Genomic DNA, 17325 nt, shown 5'->3' with positions numbered 1-17325 from the left:
CTCATGCGTCGAATCGCCGTTGCCGTGCTCTTGTCGCTGACCATGACCGGCACCATCGCCCAATCCGAGCGCTCGTCAATCCAAGTCGACAACGTCGAGCTGGATGACTACCTTCGAATGCTCGAGGTGATCTCACCTGCTGCGCGCTCAGGTGCTGAAGCCTACATGGCTGCATTCGCGCAGCGCTGTGGTCGCACCATGCGCACCATCGAACTTCGAAAGGCCGTCGCCGAAGAGTCCGGCGATCCGGTGCTGCTCGAAATGATCCGCGCGTCTTACTACCGGGACGCAGCGCAGATTCAGCGCCTGAGCGCCAACGTCGCCTGCCGTAGGGGTTGATTCCATGCGACCGTCATCCACCATCGTCGTGTGCAGTCTCCTGCTCGCTTTCACCCTCACTTCCACCGCCAAGGATTTGGGCTCGCTCGGCCCCACTTATCCCATCGCAGAGAAGAACCTGCTCGACGAGATCATGAGCAACCTCCGACGTATGGAGGCTTCCGGCGAGTTGAAGAAGCGTCAAGAGGCAGCGACAGCCAAGGCGAAGGACTACGTGTTCAATCCCAAGCCCCTGGCCGGCCTCTCCAAGGCTACGCAGTCCCGCACCTTCTACTACGACCCGACCCTTGTGCTCGATCGAAACATCACCGACCACAACGGGACGATCCTTTTCCCAGCGGGAACTCGAAAGAACCCCTTGGAGGTGGTGACGATGTCTAAGCACCTGCTGTTCTTCGATGCACGAGATGCCAAGCAGGTGGCCAAAGCTCAAGAGCTGACCGCCCTTTACCAAGGAAAGGTTAAGCCCATCCTCGTCGGCGGCAGCTACATGGATCTGATGAAGACCTGGGGCCGGCCCGTCTACTTCGACCAGCAGGGCTCACTTGTGAAGAAGCTTGGCATCACCCGAGTCCCTGCCCTCGTTTCTCAAGAAGGCAGACGCCTTCGCATCGATGAGCTGGTGCTTCAATGAAATCCTTCATTCGGTTCCTTGTCGCCATTGCACTCAGCTGGACGGGTCTCGCCGGCGCTGTTGTGCCCACGACCTGCCTCGGCGAGTTCGCAAATCCCATCACCGACGTCTGCTGGTCCTGCATCTTGCCCATCACCATCGGCAATGCTCCTGTCGGCAACATTGGCGCGCAGGAGGACAGCATGGACAACCCTCCGACGCCGTTCTGCTCCTGCTATCCCTCCGAGCCCTACTTCGGACTGGTCATTGGCTTCTGGGAACCCGTTCGCACCGTTGAAGTGGTGCGTTCTCCCTACTGCTTTCCAACGCTAGGTGGCACAACGATGGGCGGAAGCACGTCGCCACCAGAGGCAGGGCGGCACACCCAAAACCAAGCCGATCCCGTGGGCCGTTCCTTTTACCAGGCTCACTTCTTCAAGGACCCGGTCATGTCCATCCTTGAGTCGTTTGCCAGCGACCGCTGCCTTGAGGAGGGCGGGTTTGACCTCCTCTACATCACTGAGGTTGATCCGCTGTGGTCTGACGACGAGTTGACTTTGATTCTTGACCCGGAAGCCATTCTTTTCTCGAACCCCATCACCATCGCTGCTTGCGTGGCCGATTGTCTGGCCGCCTCACTTAGCTTCGGCCTTCCACAGCTCTTTTGGTGCGACGGCTGTCAAGGGACCATCTACCCGTTCAACGGGAATGTCCCGTATCACATGGGCGGCGTCAGAACCGCTGAGCTGATCCTTCATCGTTTCACGGCCAAGCTGCACCGACAGCACCTTGCCATGGCTGGGCACGGGGCTGCCGGCTTGTGTGCTCCATATCTTGAGCCTCTGATGGACAAGACCGGCTACAAGACCTCGCTTTCATACCCGATTCCCCAGACCGGCTACACCGACTCACCCGATGGCCGCTGCTGCCAGCCCTTCGGTCGCACAACGATCTTCTGGGCTTCAGGTAAGGAGTTCCCTGCACGGGGCGAGGACTTCGCCTTCAAGCTGTTCAGGAAGAGAAACTGCTGCGAGAGCGAGGACGAGTAAACATGAAGCTCTTCCCTCAACGAGTTGTATTCGCAGTCGCGGCCTGTTCATTTGCTGCCGCATCCCTTGCGCAACCCGTCAAGGACACTGTCTCTGACGCGGAGTTGAACCGCGCTGCCAAGTCCGATCCTGTCATCACGCAAAGTGACATGGATCGCGCTGCAAAGGTCAATCGTCAGCCTACTGAGGCCGAGATCTCTGGCGCCCAGTTCTCCACTCCGAACGTCGACGCGCTGCCAAACGCAAAGGGCTCTTCCAAGTCCGTCGATCTTGCCGAAATAGCGAAGGGCTTCGAGCAACTGGAGAAGAAGCCGGCCCAGATGTACAACGACCGGCTCACCTTGTTGGTATTCGTCAGCTTCTCGATGCCGGAAGCAACTCTCAAGCGGCTCGTTGATCAGGCATCTCGCACCGACGCGACCTTGCTCGTCCGTGGGTTCCATGAAGGCTCTTTGAAGAAGACCATGGGGCGCATCAAAGCCATGATCGGTGAGCGTAAGAACGTTTCGATCCAGATCGACCCCCAGGCTTTCGACCGCTTCGCCATCACCAAGGCGCCCACCTTCGTCATGGTGAAGCCGGGGGCTCTTCCTGTCCCCTGCGCAACTGGAACCTGCGTCCCGCCCGCCAACTTCATATCGGCTTCCGGCGACGTGTCCATTGAATACGCGTTGGAGTTCTTCCAGCGGTCCTCGCCTGCGTTCGCTAAGGACGCAGCTACCTTGCTCTCCAAGACCCGGAGGACGCGATGACATCCTTCAAAGGACATTCTCTGGCGATCCTTCTCTCGATCGCTGCTTCGGCATCTTTCGCCCAATCAAGTAGCTCGGAGGCCGCGGCTCAAGGTCGCGCTGCGGGAAACGCCGCAAACCAAGCTGTTCGTCCAAATCTGAGCGATACCGAGGTCCGGACCATCACCCCGGGATACACCAACAACCCGCCTGAAACGGCTTCGCGTGGGTCGGTCCGATCAGATGCTCAAGCCAGACTAGCGGCCTGCCAGACCACTAACCAAAACGACCCCAGCTGCCAAGGAGTCGTCTCGGCTACGACCTCGGCAAACACTCCTCGCCAGGGCGTTTCTCCGAGCGATCCCGACGTGGTCAACACGCGGAACATCGCAGCCTCACCTGCCACCATCCTTGGCGATCTGTCTGAGTTCTATCCCGGCTGCACGCGGACGGACACCCCCTCGCCCGCAACCAACGAGTTGCGCACGTGCACACGCTTTGAAGGCATAGGCGCATATGCCTGTTCGAACACGCTTTCGGTGCGCATAGAGCGCACGCCGAATTGCGAGATCCGTAGTTGGTACGCGTCTGCCACCAGCGGCTCCACTGGCCTCCAAGTTCAATGCAGGCCTGAAGCCAACGACACAAATCAGCATTTCCGAATCCTCAGCGGCTCAACGGAGGTCAGCCAGTTCGACGTGAACATGACCCTCCCGCCCACGAGCCCTCCCAGCGTGATTGCCACCGCGGGCAACGAGATTGACCCCTGGATCGGCTACGTGCCTGTCAACGTCTACATGACTGGGAGCAGCTGCACCGGCGACAACTGCTCCCTTAGCCTCGCTCTGGCACCTACAACACGCACCATCGGCTCTGGGGAATCGTTCACCACAGAGACTCCCTTCATCAACATCTATTCCGCTTGTCCGGCAGGTTCTACAGATGGGACTGGGTTTCGAACATTCGAGAATCTTCCTCTCGATGTCGGGACCTGTTATGCCCGTTCCGGCCCTTCGGGGTACTACGTCTACGCGCTAGGGTCCGAGTTCCTCGAATACTTCTACGTTGACGTTGTTGCCACCCGCTCGATCGTTGGTTGGCAATTCAACCCAGCCTTCGGCTCTATCCCCACCATTACCCTGAACTACACGAAGGCGAACAGCACCGTCACACAGCATGACGCGTGGGCAGACCAATGCCCCACCCTCACCGCCGGCGGCCGCTGCAACATCGAGACCGCACCTGTCTGCGTTGACGGACCATCTACCAAGATGGTTGACGGCATTGCTGTCACTCGTCAGTGCTGGGAATACGCGAGCAGCATGTCCTGCTCTGGTTCGAACATCGCAAACCAGTGCGAAACCCTCGCCTCATCGGGTTGCACTCAAGTCGGCACTACATGCACCCAGGTCAGCGCAGCCACAGGATTGTGCCAGGTGCATCGCGACCAGTATTCGTGCCCAGTCCCGGCCGGTACCAACACGACCCTCACCAACTGCCCTCGCAATGTTTCCTGCATTGGTGACGCATGCTTCGACACAACCAAAACTCCTGACTCCGACTTCGCGCGAGCAATTTCTCAACTCGAAGCTGCCAGGCAGGCAGGCTCTCACCTAGACCCGAACACGCTCACCGTCTTCTCTGGTGAACCCAATACGTGTCGCAACAATCTCGCCTTCAATTGCTGTTCGAGTGATCCTCGCGGGTCCGGAATCATGGATTCGGTCTACATCCAAGGGTCTGCTTACGTGTACACCCTGTTGACCGGCGACGGCCTCGGCATGTTCATGTCTTACGGCCTGACGTCCCTGCTCCTTCAGCGCACTGCCGGGTGCTCCGACGATGAGGTTCGGACCTCTCTCAAGGAGGGCGCCCGTCTCTGCCACACCATCGGTGACTGGTGCTCTTCATGCGTCCGCGTGCTCGGTCATTGCGTGAGTTGCATCACCACCACCACCATGAAGTGCTGCTTCAACTCGATCCTCGCACGTGTCATCAACGAGCAAGGCCGCGTGCAGATCGGCAAGAGCTGGGGTTCTGCCCAAGGGCCAGACTGCAGCGGCTTCACCGTCGCCCAGCTTCAGCGACTCAACTTCGCAACGATGGACCTCAGCGAGTTCTATGCATCCATCGTCGCAAATCCGCCAGACCTCGCGGCCGCTCAGCAGAGAAACCTTTCCCGCATCGCACAGTGCTACTACGGACAGGGGAAGTGCGAATGAAACGCTCCTCGCTCGCAGTCCTGCTGCTCACGCTGCACGCCTTCGCCTGGCCCCAGGCCACCGACCGTGCGCCTGTAACTGACAGCATCTCTCTCATGCTTTCCGCATTCGACACACCGGATGGAAGCGCGAAGGGCATCCTTGTTGGCAAGCTTGCTCAAGACGTGGCTGCCAAATACGGTCCGTCTGACGCAATCCTCATCGACGTCTCAACGGTCCGGCGTCTACCTCAGGAAGGATGTCGCCTGCTCAACGTGAAGTTCGAGCAGGTGAGGGGAAAAAGGCCAGGTGACAAGCGTCGCAGCACCACCTCCGTCATCGAAATCGGACTCTGCCGTGACGGCACACAGCCAGCCGACTACGTTCGGAGCGTCTCACAGCAACCCAAGCCCTCTCCGAAGGAGTAACACGATGCGCACTTATTTCATCCTCGCCGCACTGGTCGCATCTTTCTCGTCTTCATCGCTCTTTGCCCAGACCACTCCTTCGGACTCCACCGAATCCGTTTCGATCAAGCAGAAGTTCTGGATTGACTCGCGTCGTGGCTGGCACTTCTACGAAGACCCGGAGGTCTTCGATCCGCCGAAGGCACCAATCAAAGAGACATTGCCACCTCAAACGCCGCCGGCGCCTCCGGTCAAAGCGCCAGAGAGCAAGCGGCCCGAAATCGTGGAGTTCGAGGCTCTTCAAAAGCGCCTTGAAGAGTCTCGAAACGTTGCCATCGTCCGCCCGACCGAGGAGAACGTGAAGCGCTATCTCGAGCTCGAAGCGTTCGTCGTCAAACAGGCCTCGTACTTCTCCGATGTCGCTCAGCGTGTCGCCTGGGCCAACCCCGACCTCGATGTCACTTCGCAGGGACGTCCTACTAACGTCAAAGCGCTCCAGGTCTACGAGGATGAACGACGCACCACCAGGTCCGAGTCGCTCGCCGCTCTTGGTCAATCGCACGTCTTGATGTTCTTCTTCAGGTCGGACTGCAAGTATTGCCATGCGTTTGCTCCCATCGTCCAAGCGTTCTCGCGAAAGCACGGCATCAAGGTGATGCCCATCAGTCTCGATGGCGGTCCCATTCCTGGCTTCGCTGAGTTCAAGGTCGACAACGGCATTTCGAAGACCCTTGGGGTTCAAAGCGTGCCTGCCACCTTCGTTGCCGAGCCGTTTACCGGAAATATCACCACCATCGGATTCGGCGTCATGTCCGAATCTGAACTCGTTGAGCGGATCACCACGGTGACCGCCCCTGGCGCCTCGACCCTCACACCTTCCGTCACTCGAAAAGTGGCACTGCAGTAACTCTGGAGCACAACATGAACTTCATGCGCTTCGTCCGCAAGGTCGTTTCCACGATCGCTGCCTTTGCCCTCGTTCTGAGCACCACCACTCCGATTCGCGCAGCTGACCTCAACACCGAGATGAACAACATGTTCAACAGTCTCGGTGGGATGGGCAACTACACAGCGCCTGGCGCCTTCAAGAGCCAGGCGTTGAACACGTACACCGGCGGCAACGTGTACATGCGGGTGCCCCAGCGCTCGTACCAGCTTGCGTCGATCGCATGGCCATCTGCGAAGGGGTCGTGCGGTGGCATCGACGTTTACGGCGGATCGTTCTCCCATATCGCCGCATCCGAGTTCCGTGACGCGCTACGCCGCATTCGCTCTGCGTTGCCTGGCATTGCATTTCAGCTCGCCATCGACGCGGTCAGCCCTCTCTTCGGAAGCACGCTGAAGACGATGACCAATCTGATGACGATGGTGAACAACGCTCGCATCAATTCGTGCGAGACCGCGTCCGCCCTCGTTCAATCGGCTCTGGACAGCAGCGGCTTCAACAACGAAAGCAAGTGCACTCGCGCAGCAGTCGAGAACGGTGACGCTGCTGACACGGAGGAAGCCAAGCGCATGTGCACAGGAGGCAACCTCTCGTCGTTGCTCGATTCGTTCCGCAACAACCCAAATCCGGCTGTCTCAGAACTCGTGCCATTCACCGGCAATTTGACCTGGGAACTCCTCAAACGTGTTCCCTCCCTCGACGACCAGAGCCGTGAGCTCGTCATGAACATGGTTGGTACGGTCGTCTATCACCCTGCCAGCGCCAACATGCAGCCGACCAACTTCGCTCCGACCATCAAGACACTCAAGGATCTTCTCTACGGCGTGAACCCGGCTGGGACGAACATCAACGTCCAGTACCTCGTGTGCAACAACTACGACACCTGCCTCGAGCCGACACTGCGGGATGACATTTCGATCGAGCCGATGACCACCAAGGTCGAACGCGCCCTCACAAACATCGCGAACCACCTTGCAACGAGAACCGCTCTGCCCAATCCCTCGCCCGAGATTGCGTTGGTCAACAACACCACGTTGCCGATCTACCGGATCCTCTCTGTGGGGGCCACCATTCCCAACACGGGCTTGCCTCAAACGCTGATCGACAAGTATCGCGACGTTATCGCCGCCGAGTACACCGCAGGTTTCATGCTCCAGTTCAGCACGGTCGCCCTGACGGCATTGAAGAATTCCTATCGTCTCGGTGCTGACCAACTCCAAGACCTGACGACCCTTCAAACCGACCTCCGCCGGATGCGCGACGAGGTCACCGCCGAGTCCACGAACGCGTACAAGAAGCTTGGCGCCGTCGCCGATGTCGTCTCGGACATGGAGCGCCTTGAGCGAAGCATCCGCTCCAACATGTCCCCCAACGTCCTCGACATGCTCGCGTACTCGAACCGCCGGACCAACTGATTTCGGGAGCTAGAACGCCATGTGGGAGATCTACGCGTATCACAACAGCGCAAGCCTGTTCGGCATCTTCAATGCCATTGCGGCCGTCATGGCGTCCGCGGGCTACATGGGCGTGCTTGCGGTGATCCTCTTCGTTGGCTTCATCGCCGCCCTCTTTTCCTACGCTTTGGCGCCACAGAAGCTGCAAGGCTGGCAATGGCTAGGCAGCGTGGTGATCGTCTACTGCGTCTTGTTTCTTCCCCGGGTGACTGTGCAAATCATCGACAAGACCGGCGCAGGGCCGGTGCAAGTCGTCGACAACGTTCCCCTCGGGATCGCATCTCTCGGCTCGTTGACGAGCACGGTTGGCAACGCCGTCACCGAGTTTTTTGAGACGGCCTTTCAGATCATTCCTGGTCCCGCTGCTCTTCCAGCCGAGTTGAGCTACCAGCAAACGGGCCTGATGTTCGGAAGTCGCATCATTCAACAGACCAGATCTGTCTCTTTTCCTGAGACCGGCTTCAAGGCCGACCTGATGAGCTTCCTGACCAACTGCACGGCCTACGACGTTGCGGACGGCAGCATCAGCGCGAATGCACTCGCTCAAACCGACGACATCTGGTCCCTCATCGCCAACACCAATCCCGCACGGTTCACCCGAGTGACCACCTCTGGCGGATTGACAGCAGCCACGTGCGTTGACGCCTACAACATTCTGAGCACGCGGGTGCCGGCCAATGTGAATGCTCTCCGCATGACCCTTGCCCGAGCACTCAATCCCACTCTTTCTCCTGCTACAGCTGGTGTGCGAGTCGACAACCAGATCTACACCGCTTACGCCAGAGCTCAGATCGCCACCGCATCATCAACTGCGTCCACTTTGATCTTGCAGAACGCGATGATCAATGCCGTACGCGACGCGGCCGAGATGTCGTGCCAACAGATCAATGACCCGACCTGCATGCTGGGAGCTACCGCCCGAGCCAATGCAGTGGCCCAGCAAAACTCAGCATGGATCAATGGCGCCAAGATTGCTGCCGACGCTCTGCCTGTCATCCGCAACGTTGCTGAAGCGCTGATCTACGCCATCTTCCCGATCATCATCCTTCTGCTCTTCTTGTCGACCGGCAAACACACCGTCACGATGTTCTTGGCTTACGTTTCGGTTCTCATCTCGATCCAGTTGTGGCCGCCTCTTTACGCGATCTTGAACTACATGGCCACGTCCTTTTCCGAAATGCAGACCGCTTCTGCTGCAGACCTCGGAACTGGAGTCTCGACCCTATCGGCAACCACGGCGGGTCCTATCTACTCGAATGCGATTTCCGGTCAGGCCGTTGTGTCTTACTTGATCATGGCCATCCCCTATCTCGCATGGTCGCTCGCCAACAAGCTTTCGAACTTCGGTTCTACGCTCATCGGTGGCGTGTCTGCCATGCAGTCCACCGCTGCATCGGCAAGCGCGGCCGCTGCTTCTGGCAACGTCAGTATGGGCAACGTGACTATGGATCAACGGATGGTCAGCCCGTCGACCTCCAATCCCTTCGTCTCCAAAGCCCAAAACGCACAAGCTGCCTGGATCACTTCCGACGGCGTCGGCCGCAAGGCTGTCAGCTTGCTCAAGAACGAAGGCATCACTTCCACGATCATCCAAACGCAGGCCACACAGAGCGACGTTGAGCAAGCGAATCAGACCGCTTCTGCGGCGGCGTCGGACATGTTGTCTGCCGGAAGCGCTCAGTCTTCCGCGCTGACACAAGCCTTCAATAAGGTTCGCACCAGCACTACCTCGTCTTCTAGCGCCGCAGGGCAGTCGCGCGCTGCCGGTGAGGACCTCAGCCGCGCTGCTGAGTCGCTGTCTTCGGAAGTGAAGCGGATCACGAAGGGAACCGGCTACAGCGAGGACCAGGTGGCTGGCGTCCTTCTCAAGTTTGGCGCCATGCCCGGCGCCGGCGGTGTGGGTGGTGGTGCTGCTGTCGAGAAGCGTTATGGCGTCAAACTCAGCGACGACGAGAAAGCCATCTTGGATCGCGCCAATTCCGATTCCTTCAAGACCGCACGAGCCTTCTCAGACCGAGTCAGCCGCGACACGACCTTCATGAACCGCCTGAGCCAAGACGGTAGCAGTGGTTCGAGCCTTGCATCGGCTCTCACCCAGACGGCCCAGCGCTCCCAAACCGCCGAGCGCAAGTACGCCGAGGCCTCAAGCTGGGCGCAACAGGTCCAATCGGCACTCGTCAATGGCACGACCATCAGTCGAGACATCTCCAAAGACCCTGCATTCTTCGAGATGGTCATGGCCAACGAGGCCGAAGCTGCGAACTACAGGGACAACCCCCAGGCCCTCCAAGCCTTCTGGGCATCCAAGATCGGATCGCTTGCAACCACTCCCACTACTTTCCGGGACGGGTCACCGACCCTCGGCTCCGCCGGCGCGGCAAGAGAGCGCTTCGAGTCTTCTCGCTCGGACTCAGCGGTCAATCCAAACATCGGTGGCATTGGTGCCGGCAACGATTCGTCGGTTAGAAACGGAGCCCTTCCTTCACCGGGTCGTGCACCTTCTGTCGGTTCGCCTGGCTCGGCGTCCATGCCCTCTGCACCGCTCGGAGGCGGAGCAAACGACCCGTTGGCCAACCCAGCTGAGTTCCGAAGCTCTGTTTCCGCTGACGGCTCGCGCGCAACAGCCACTGCCAGCCAGGACATCGGCACATTCAACGAACGGCACAAGCTCACTCGTACCGAGGGCGGCACCCTCAAGACCTCCGACAGCATGGCGGCACGCTCCGCCCAGATGCTTGGCGACGACGTGATCGAGAACGAAGGCGAGCGAAATGCTCGCCTGGAAGAGGCACGCGTTCGCGCGGCCAATAGCCCGCTCCAGCAGGATCGCAATGCCACGTCCGAGATTCCCACCATGATGCCCAGCTCGGGCCAGAGAAAACCTCGAAAGTGATCAGTACCGCTCGATGCTGGGGCGGTCTGACGGCGTCGTGAACTTGTCGAAGTCCATCGGGTTCGAGTGCTTTCGGTCGACGCCGCCCCGAGTCAGGAAGACGAAGAGGTAGGCGCCGGCGACAACCAACAGCAGCACAAGAACGCCGGTTACGGTGCTCCGCGAGCGAGCCGCGGCATCTGCAGCAAACGCAGCCGAGCTTGCGAAGGTCGCGACGATTGACAGGAACAGTTTGTTTTTCATAGTCGATCTCCCATGCGGTGTGCACCGCACTCCAAATATACTTGTTCGATCCGAAAAGCAAGGGGGCCTGTCATGATGCAAACGCGTTCTTCAGTTCTTCTCGCCGCTGCGGTCGCCATTGCGTTGCCGGCAGTTTCTTGGGCTGTGTCGCTTCGTCCGAACAAGCCGACCGACGACACCATCTGTGACCTCGGTCCGAACACCACTGGCAATCTTGGCTCACTGGTTTTTGTTCCCGGAAACGCTCGAGTGAGCGACCAAGCAGACCTCCTGTTTCGGGTCGGCGCCGGCTTCGTATCGAGCCGCTGTGCCGATGGTCAGACGCTCGTTGTTCATGGCGATGCTGCTCGTCAACTCGATCAAGCATCTTTGGAGAAGATCGCCCATTCGGCCTGCGCTTCGTCGACTGTCGTCAGAACGTCGGTTCCCTTTACGACCAACCTGAATCGCATGGTTCCTGGCTTTGAACTCCGCTGCCCGATCTCAAAGCAGAAGCAGCTGGCAGATGACCTCGCAAGGCTCAATCAAGAGGAGTCCGTTGAAGCCCTGGCCAAAAGGCTCGCTTCACGCCGCGATGCGCGCTGACGCCCTGTCGGGCTAGAACATTCCACTTGTCGCCTTCATCGCTCGCAACGCGGGCCTTTTTTGCTGGGCTACCCATGCCCTTCGTTCATATCGTTCCTGCGCCGCTGGTGGCAGCTAAACCGGAGCGAAGATGAACATGAACACCACAGATCCACAATTGGCGCGGCCGGGCACTGCCGCGCAACAAGACTCGCAAATCCTCCTCTTGGAGCTTGTCCGAGAGCTCAAGGGCTATCGTGAATCCCTCGACGCCTCTCAAAAGCAGGCAGCGGCCGAACGCAAGTCCGAGCGTCGGCACCGTTCCTTGCTGCAAGGCCTGGTTTTCGGCGCCCCCCTGATCCTCGGCCTTCTCTATTTCGCGTTCTTCTTCAGCTCTTCCACCGGGTTCCGTTGGGGCCCTTGGGGCCAGGTGGTTGGCGTCGTACGCATCGACGGCCCCATCGGCAGCAACGAGAAGGCCTCCGCTGCCAACATCATCCCCAGCTTGCAGAAAGCGTTCGAAAACCCGCAGGTCAAAGCTGTCGTCTTGCACATCGACAGCGGCGGCGGTGCTCCAGTCGAAGCTGAACGCATCTACACGGCGATCGAAAGCCTGAAGAAGAAGCATCCCAAGGAAGTCGTCGCCGTGGTCAACAACATCGGCGCCAGCGCGGCGTACATGATCGCTGTCCACGCTGACAAGATCGTCGCTGCGCGCTACGCATTCGTCGGGTCCATCGGCGCCATCATGGCCCCTTGGCGCCTCGACAAGGCCATTGCCAAGGTCGACGTCAGCCAGCGCGTATACGCATCGGGCAAACTGAAGTCGTTCTTGAACCCATATACGCCCGTTAGCCCTGAGGTCGATGCGAAGGCTCAGCACCTGGTCGACTACTTCGGCACGGTCTTCCTGAACGACGTGAAGGAGAAGAGGGGCAAAGCCCTCAAGCCCGGCGTCGACTACGGTACCGGCGAGGTGTGGTCTGGCATTGAAGCAAAGGAGCTGGGCCTTGTCGATCAACTCGGCACGCTCGAGGAGTACGTTGGTGCCACCTGGAGCGGGGTGAAGACCTACGACTTCGGACCGACGAACGACAGCTACCAGTTGTTCGCCCGTGCCTTGCAGGATGCAGCAAATAGCGCCATGGAGCGAATGGCGTTCAACGTCCCAACCATCCGCTGAACCGTCTCCGGAAATGACCAAGGGCCGCTACGCGGCCCTTTTTCATTGTCTTTGATTTAACAACGATCGTTGTATCGAGCGTGGCAGTCTTTCTTATGCGGGCAAGCCACACACATAGGCAATGATCGTGCAGGACGCGGGTCTCGAACCTGCTGAGACTTCAACATCTCATGTCTCGACCGTAGCGCGACCACCTTACGTGTGTCCAGCAGGTCGACTCGCACTACATGCTTCCGCCCGCCTGCCTCCGTCTGGACTGCTACATAGGCCACCTTGGACACGTACTCTCCCGTTGCGTCTCTGAGAGCGATCCGCTGAACGGACAATTCGATGATGTCCGAGAGGGTCGCTTGCACCCGCTTTCTCGTCTTCAACTCGATCAGTGTGATAACTCCGTTGTAGCGGTACGCACGGTCCAGCTTGGCCACCAGCTTGTGGATGGTCGACTTGAACGTTTTCTCGGCATAGGCGAGTTGCGCGCCCTGCAATTCCGGGGGAAGCCAGGCCTCGAGGTCCTGATCTCTCTTCGAACGAGAAACAGCAAGTGCCGACCCGAACAGGATCAGAACTAGAACAACCGCAGACGCCCACTCCATCGCCTCAATCCTCCTTCACTACTCGTGCAACCGCCAATTGGGCAAGTTGGCCGAGCCTTCTCAGAACTCTTGTCGCAAGTGCCTTCGCCGTAGGGCTTCGGTCAAGCCATGTGCAAACCAGGGGTGACATGGAGTAGTACCACCCTATGAAGAACCTGCCGGCAGCTGTTCTTCTCAGGAAGAGATCTCTGAACGCCCTGAGAGCGCTCGTCTCTTCGCACTGTCCGAGTGTTGCCGTCGCGATGAAGCACTTGCCCTTCCGCTTGCTCAGCTCCGCGACACGCTTGCTTTCCTCATAGAAGGCCTCGTGTGCCGCATTGCCTCGCGCCCGTGCTTCGCGCTGGTCAGGTGTCGTCCGCCGTCCATGAGACGCATCGAAAACGACCTGCCTCTCGCAGTAACCCAACCTTGCAAGGTCGCTTGCCTTCACATAGTCGCGTCCCATCCTGATTCCCGTTCAGCTACCTTCGTCACCCCAGTCGAGCATCGACGCTGCCAACTGCATTCCCCCCTCGGGGTCATCTGCCTGCTTCACAGGCAACGCCGCCGCTTTGGGTGCGTATCCGACAGGTGCAATGCTCAACTGACCTCCCCGCTCAACCATCAAACCAAGCTTCGCCAGATCCTTGATTCGTGCAGATCTCTTCTTGGCCCTCATCGCTGCCAGCAGATGGAATAGATCTGGCGATTCCATCCGATACAGGGTCACCTGCATAACGATCTTGTCCTCCTCATTCGGCTCGTCCTGCATCACGCTGCTCCGACAGCGTCCCCTTGGGCGCGCGACTCACCAGTTCCTGGGGAAGCGGCCTGTGTCGCCATCATCTCGCGCATGTACTGCTCGCCGAAGAGCTGGTATCCGCGCACGTTGGCATACATCGGCTCTGGAATCTCCTGAATCGCAAGGCGGGGGAAACGCTTCTTCAACGCCTTCTTGTATAGGTAGGCTCCGCCTCCGGCCAGCACCACGTTGTCAAACGCGTAGCTGTTTTCTAGCTTCTCTCCCATCAGGTCCACGGCGCCTTCGGTGATGTTCTGGATCGTCTTGTCGAACCTCTTCAGGTCGTAGGGCTTCTGGAAGACCTTCAGCCCCTTTCCAGTTCGCAGGGCCTGGTCGATAGCCTCGAGGTCGGTGTACTGCTCGCCGATGTCCTCGCTGATCGACTCAGCGATCGCCTTGCACACCACTCTGACACCGCGATCCACTGAGTCGCTCTGACGCGGCATCGGACGCGTGCCCAGGGTGACAAGCCAGTCGAAGGTCCGCCCTCCGACGTCGATGACCAAGCTGCGGCTGTCCATCACCTCCTTGATTCGGCCCGTCTTCGTCGCGAAGTGAAACAGGGCGCCCTGCGGCTGCGCCATCACTACGACCTTTTTGACCTGCACCTGACGCTTGCGTCCCACGTCAAAGGCGCCCGTCATAGATTTCTCCAGCAACGCCCGCTTCGCGATGTAGTGGGCAACGGGCAGGCCGAGAACAAGCACGTCCACCGCCTCGACCTTCATGTAGTGCAGCGCACCGGCAGTGAGCGCCCTGTACTCGTCCGTTTCCGAATACTTGTCGTGCTGGCGCCTCACTCGCAGAGGATTGGCCGCCAGCTCCACTTCGGGGCCCACTTCATAGAAGTTGCCATCGATTGGTATGGCGACGGTCTTTCGCTTCCCGCCCAGCCCGTTCGTTGTCGGCTCATGCGCCGAGTGGAATGCGAGCGATGGGAAGTGGGCGCATTCGACTTTGCCTTCGTTCGAGGCCACCACGTACTTCGTGTTGCCGAACCCGACGTCGATCGCTCGGATGATGGGACTCATGGCTTTCCTTTCGTGTTTCAACTGAACCACACGAAGGATGCTGTTCAACCCCATCGACTCCAAACGGAAATCAGCCCAATTCCGCGCAACGACGGCGGCAATCTGCCCTCGAAGTCCGGCTTAAGTCCGGTTCAAGTGGCACTTCGGATCGATCGCACCGTCTCGAGTTGGCGACTGCGCTCAGTCCAAGTGCCACTTGAACAGGACTTCTACTTCCCAAGGTCCATAGTCGCATCAGCAAAATTCCGATCTCGAACGCTTGCATCGGAACCTGAGGCCGGCCATAGTGCCTGTCAACCCCCGGTGGACATCCCTATCTCGCCCCTTCGGAAAGTTGATGGCGCCTAAAATGTGTTGCCGGGAAGTCAAGGGTTGCGCTTGACACGTCGCGTGCTACGCGCGTTTAATTCCTCTCGTGCCATGTGTGCCTGCCACTTCAAGCAGGTCGGCGATGCTGTAGCCGGTGCCTTGAGCCTAAGCAGCCGTTAGCGGTCGTGACCCGCACTGTCATCGACTCATCGCGAGTCAAGCCGCGCAAGACGCGGTGCATCTCTCCCTCCCCTTATCGATCCGGGTATTTCGGATCTTTCAACGTGTCGCCCCGCTGCCATTGAGCACAGGGCGTTCGCTGCGCGCTGCCATAGAGCCGCGTAGCCACAACCCCCCGTTTGCGTCGTCGCCCGCCTTGCGCGAGCCGTGTGATTGATCGCCCCCATTGCGGCGCGTCACCCGGTGCTCAGACCACGCGTCGCTTTTCCTCTGGTGGTAGGAGGATCCTTCCAGCGACCAACAACGGGTTACCGAACACAACCAGTGATGCCCAGCGCCAGAGCTGGGTGACGCCGACTTCCCTGAGGAGTTCGCGTCCGCACCTTCGGGTGCACGAGGTCATGTAGCGCAGAAATGCCCTGCATGGCTCTGGGTAGATTTTTTTACGACCACCGCGCGGCGTTTCCCAACACCGCGGAACAACCGGAAGCGTTCCCCAGCCTGGAGGCTGACTGGGGCTGACGTAGCTATGCAACCTCCTGTGCCGCCGCTGCTTTGGACACCAGCGACCGGCAAGACCTCAGTGTCCGAACGACATCCGCGGGCGAACTGGCACACCGGCCGCACGTAGGAGATTCGTCATGTTCGAAGGACAGCAGTACCGGGGGGCCGCCCTCCCACCGCTTGGCACCCATGCCAAGCGGGAAACGGCCGGCGCACCCTCAGACCCACAGACCATTCTCAGCACCGCGCCGATGGGCACGAACGACTGGCTGCGCGTATTGGGGGCGATCCTCAAGCTGCACAACCACGAGCACAGCGCCAAGCACAAGGGCGTGTCGTTCAAGACCATGCTGAACCGGCAGCGCTTCCTGGCCAAGTTCTTCCGCGACGTGCGCAAGAGCACGATCTATCACGAGTGCGATCCGCGGACGCTCGGCAATCGCCACATCCAGGCTGCTGTCGACCTGTGGCTCTCTCGCAAGCTCTCGACGGGCACGATCCACGCCTATCTGAGCATCTTGCGCACCTACGGCGAGTGGATCGGCAAGCCCGACCTGGTCCGGAAGGTGGAGTACTACGTCGGCACCGACTCGGTACATGCCAAGCGGCACCAGGTGGCCACCGTCGACCACAGCTGGACGGCCAAGGCCGTGCAGTTCGAAGCCAAGCTGCCTGAGATCCGCGCCTTCGACTTCTGGGTGGGCCTGCAGATCGAGCTCTGCTACCGCTTCGGCATGCGCCCCAAGGAATCGCGGCACTTCCGGCCACACGGCGCCCTGCGCACGCGGGCGGAGGCCTTCGAGCGCGACGCCGCTGCCTTCCCGGAGCACGACACCTTCCTGCGGATCTGCGAAGGCACGAAGGGCGGCCGGCCGCGCGACGTGCCTGTGTCCAACGCCGCCCAGCGCGAACTCTTGCAGCGCGTCGAGGCCGCTGTGGCGCCCGGCATGTTCGTCGGAAAGCCCGGCCAGACCGCCCAGCAGTCCCAGCGCCGCTTCTACTACGTGCTCGAGCGCTTCGGCATCACCCGCGCCGAGCTCGGCGTGGTGGCGCACGGCCTGCGGCACCAGTTCGTCAACGACACCTTTGAGGCCGAGACCGGAGCCCCTTCCCCGGTCCGAGGCGGCACGACGGCGCCGGCCGGCGACAAGCGAGCCCGGCAACGTGCCGCGCGCCTGCTCGGGCACGGCCGCACCCGCGTCACCAGCTGCTACCTCGGCTCCCCCTCACACCGCCCGGTAGCCGCAGCACCGGCCGAAGAAGTCCTCGCCTGAACCTTCACCCATCACCTACAGGAGAAC

The 17325-nt window shown here is 59.8% G+C and carries 16 protein-coding genes; 12 read left to right on the top strand and 4 right to left on the bottom strand.

What is annotated here, in order from left to right; genetic code table 11:
- Window positions 1-3: 3 nt before the first annotated feature.
- From RXV79_RS27210 to RXV79_RS27170, 9 genes are read left to right on the top strand one after another with little or no spacing between them, the layout of a single operon-like run.
- Window positions 4-339 carry a hypothetical protein gene (locus tag RXV79_RS27210; RefSeq protein WP_316704275.1) on the top strand — a complete coding sequence of 112 codons (336 nt, stop codon included), beginning with the start codon at window positions 4-6 and terminating at the stop codon, window positions 337-339.
- A gap of 4 nt (window positions 340-343) precedes the next feature.
- Entirely contained in the window at window positions 344-973 is a 630-nt protein-coding gene (traW, locus tag RXV79_RS27205) for a type-F conjugative transfer system protein TraW (RefSeq protein ID WP_316704274.1), read from the top strand.
- Window positions 970-2001, top strand: coding sequence for a TraU family protein (locus RXV79_RS27200; RefSeq protein ID WP_316704273.1), 1032 nt, complete (start codon window positions 970-972; stop codon window positions 1999-2001). The genes traW and RXV79_RS27200 overlap by 4 nt, the downstream gene beginning before the upstream one ends.
- Before the next feature lie 2 nt (window positions 2002-2003).
- Complete coding sequence (gene trbC, locus RXV79_RS27195) at window positions 2004-2753, top strand: type-F conjugative transfer system pilin assembly protein TrbC (RefSeq protein WP_316704272.1); 750 nt, start codon at window positions 2004-2006, stop codon at window positions 2751-2753.
- Complete coding sequence (locus RXV79_RS27190) at window positions 2750-4954, top strand: conjugal transfer protein TraN (RefSeq protein ID WP_316704271.1); 2205 nt, start codon at window positions 2750-2752, stop codon at window positions 4952-4954. The genes trbC and RXV79_RS27190 overlap by 4 nt, the downstream gene beginning before the upstream one ends.
- Entirely contained in the window at window positions 4951-5361 is a 411-nt protein-coding gene (locus RXV79_RS27185; protein ID WP_316704270.1) for a hypothetical protein, read from the top strand. Before RXV79_RS27190 ends, RXV79_RS27185 begins: the two co-directional genes overlap by 4 nt.
- A gap of 4 nt (window positions 5362-5365) precedes the next feature.
- A complete protein-coding gene (gene traF, locus RXV79_RS27180; protein ID WP_316704268.1) occupies window positions 5366-6247 on the top strand; it encodes a conjugal transfer protein TraF in 882 nt (293 codons plus the stop codon).
- Window positions 6248-6261: 14 nt separating this feature from the next.
- Window positions 6262-7701, top strand: a complete 1440-nt coding sequence (locus tag RXV79_RS27175) for a conjugal transfer protein TraH (protein ID WP_316704267.1) — start codon at window positions 6262-6264, stop codon at window positions 7699-7701.
- 19 nt (window positions 7702-7720) lie between these two features.
- Window positions 7721-10633, top strand: coding sequence for a conjugal transfer protein TraG N-terminal domain-containing protein (locus RXV79_RS27170; RefSeq protein WP_316704265.1), 2913 nt, complete (start codon window positions 7721-7723; stop codon window positions 10631-10633).
- Here RXV79_RS27170 and RXV79_RS27165 read toward each other — a convergent pair whose 3' ends face one another.
- Window positions 10634-10876: a hypothetical protein gene (locus RXV79_RS27165; RefSeq protein WP_316704262.1), complete on the bottom strand. Its 243-nt coding sequence runs from the start codon at window positions 10874-10876 to the stop codon at window positions 10634-10636.
- A 72-nt stretch (window positions 10877-10948) separates the two neighbouring features.
- On the opposite strand from RXV79_RS27165, the gene RXV79_RS27160 reads away from it, so the two are divergent.
- Both RXV79_RS27160 and RXV79_RS27155 read left to right on the top strand, forming a co-directional pair.
- Window positions 10949-11461, top strand: a complete 513-nt coding sequence (locus RXV79_RS27160; protein ID WP_316704261.1) for a hypothetical protein — start codon at window positions 10949-10951, stop codon at window positions 11459-11461.
- 130 nt (window positions 11462-11591) lie between these two features.
- Window positions 11592-12623, top strand: a complete 1032-nt coding sequence (locus RXV79_RS27155) for a S49 family peptidase (RefSeq protein WP_316704259.1) — start codon at window positions 11592-11594, stop codon at window positions 12621-12623.
- Between the two features lie 600 nt (window positions 12624-13223).
- Here the strand turns inward: RXV79_RS27155 and RXV79_RS27150 are convergent.
- From RXV79_RS27150 to RXV79_RS27140, 3 genes are read right to left on the bottom strand one after another with little or no spacing between them, the layout of a single operon-like run.
- A complete protein-coding gene (locus tag RXV79_RS27150; protein ID WP_316704258.1) occupies window positions 13224-13664 on the bottom strand; it encodes a CFI-box-CTERM domain-containing protein in 441 nt (146 codons plus the stop codon).
- 12 nt (window positions 13665-13676) lie between these two features.
- The gene (locus RXV79_RS27145) at window positions 13677-13970 is read right to left on the bottom strand and encodes a hypothetical protein (protein WP_316704256.1); all 294 of its coding nucleotides are present in this window, start codon (window positions 13968-13970) and stop codon (window positions 13677-13679) included.
- The gene (locus tag RXV79_RS27140) at window positions 13970-15031 is read right to left on the bottom strand and encodes a PRTRC system protein D (RefSeq protein ID WP_316704254.1); all 1062 of its coding nucleotides are present in this window, start codon (window positions 15029-15031) and stop codon (window positions 13970-13972) included. Before RXV79_RS27140 ends, RXV79_RS27145 begins: the two co-directional genes overlap by 1 nt.
- A 1130-nt stretch (window positions 15032-16161) precedes the next feature.
- Between RXV79_RS27140 and RXV79_RS27135 the strand changes: the two genes are divergently transcribed.
- Window positions 16162-17298 (top strand): phage integrase N-terminal domain-containing protein, encoded by a 1137-nt coding sequence (locus RXV79_RS27135; protein WP_316704253.1) that lies wholly within the window; start codon window positions 16162-16164, stop codon window positions 17296-17298.
- The last annotated feature ends 27 nt before the right edge of the window (window positions 17299-17325 follow it).

Origin of the sequence: Piscinibacter gummiphilus (assembly GCF_032681285.1) — a bacterium.
GTDB lineage: Bacteria > Pseudomonadota > Gammaproteobacteria > Burkholderiales > Burkholderiaceae_C > Rhizobacter > Rhizobacter gummiphilus_A.
The sequence above is the reverse complement of the archived record's forward strand: the minus strand, read 5'-3'. Positions and strand labels throughout refer to the sequence as shown.

Excerpts from the sequence above, each read along its gene's own strand:
- RXV79_RS27210 (WP_316704275.1), top strand. The coding sequence starts at position 4 with ATGCGTCGAATCGCCGTTGCCGTGCTCTTGTCGCTGACCATGACCGGC.
- traW (WP_316704274.1), top strand. The coding sequence starts at position 344 with ATGCGACCGTCATCCACCATCGTCGTGTGCAGTCTCCTGCTCGCTTTC.
- RXV79_RS27200 (WP_316704273.1), top strand. The coding sequence starts at position 970 with ATGAAATCCTTCATTCGGTTCCTTGTCGCCATTGCACTCAGCTGGACG.
- trbC (WP_316704272.1), top strand. The coding sequence starts at position 2,004 with ATGAAGCTCTTCCCTCAACGAGTTGTATTCGCAGTCGCGGCCTGTTCA.
- RXV79_RS27190 (WP_316704271.1), top strand. The coding sequence starts at position 2,750 with ATGACATCCTTCAAAGGACATTCTCTGGCGATCCTTCTCTCGATCGCT.
- RXV79_RS27185 (WP_316704270.1), top strand. The coding sequence starts at position 4,951 with ATGAAACGCTCCTCGCTCGCAGTCCTGCTGCTCACGCTGCACGCCTTC.
- traF (WP_316704268.1), top strand. The coding sequence starts at position 5,366 with ATGCGCACTTATTTCATCCTCGCCGCACTGGTCGCATCTTTCTCGTCT.
- RXV79_RS27175 (WP_316704267.1), top strand. The coding sequence starts at position 6,262 with ATGAACTTCATGCGCTTCGTCCGCAAGGTCGTTTCCACGATCGCTGCC.
- RXV79_RS27170 (WP_316704265.1), top strand. The coding sequence starts at position 7,721 with ATGTGGGAGATCTACGCGTATCACAACAGCGCAAGCCTGTTCGGCATC.
- RXV79_RS27165 (WP_316704262.1), bottom strand. The coding sequence starts at position 10,876 with ATGAAAAACAAACTGTTCCTGTCAATCGTCGCGACCTTCGCAAGCTCG.
- RXV79_RS27160 (WP_316704261.1), top strand. The coding sequence starts at position 10,949 with ATGATGCAAACGCGTTCTTCAGTTCTTCTCGCCGCTGCGGTCGCCATT.
- RXV79_RS27155 (WP_316704259.1), top strand. The coding sequence starts at position 11,592 with ATGAACATGAACACCACAGATCCACAATTGGCGCGGCCGGGCACTGCC.
- RXV79_RS27150 (WP_316704258.1), bottom strand. The coding sequence starts at position 13,664 with ATGGGACGCGACTATGTGAAGGCAAGCGACCTTGCAAGGTTGGGTTAC.
- RXV79_RS27145 (WP_316704256.1), bottom strand. The coding sequence starts at position 13,970 with ATGCAGGACGAGCCGAATGAGGAGGACAAGATCGTTATGCAGGTGACC.
- RXV79_RS27140 (WP_316704254.1), bottom strand. The coding sequence starts at position 15,031 with ATGAGTCCCATCATCCGAGCGATCGACGTCGGGTTCGGCAACACGAAG.
- RXV79_RS27135 (WP_316704253.1), top strand. The coding sequence starts at position 16,162 with ATGTTCGAAGGACAGCAGTACCGGGGGGCCGCCCTCCCACCGCTTGGC.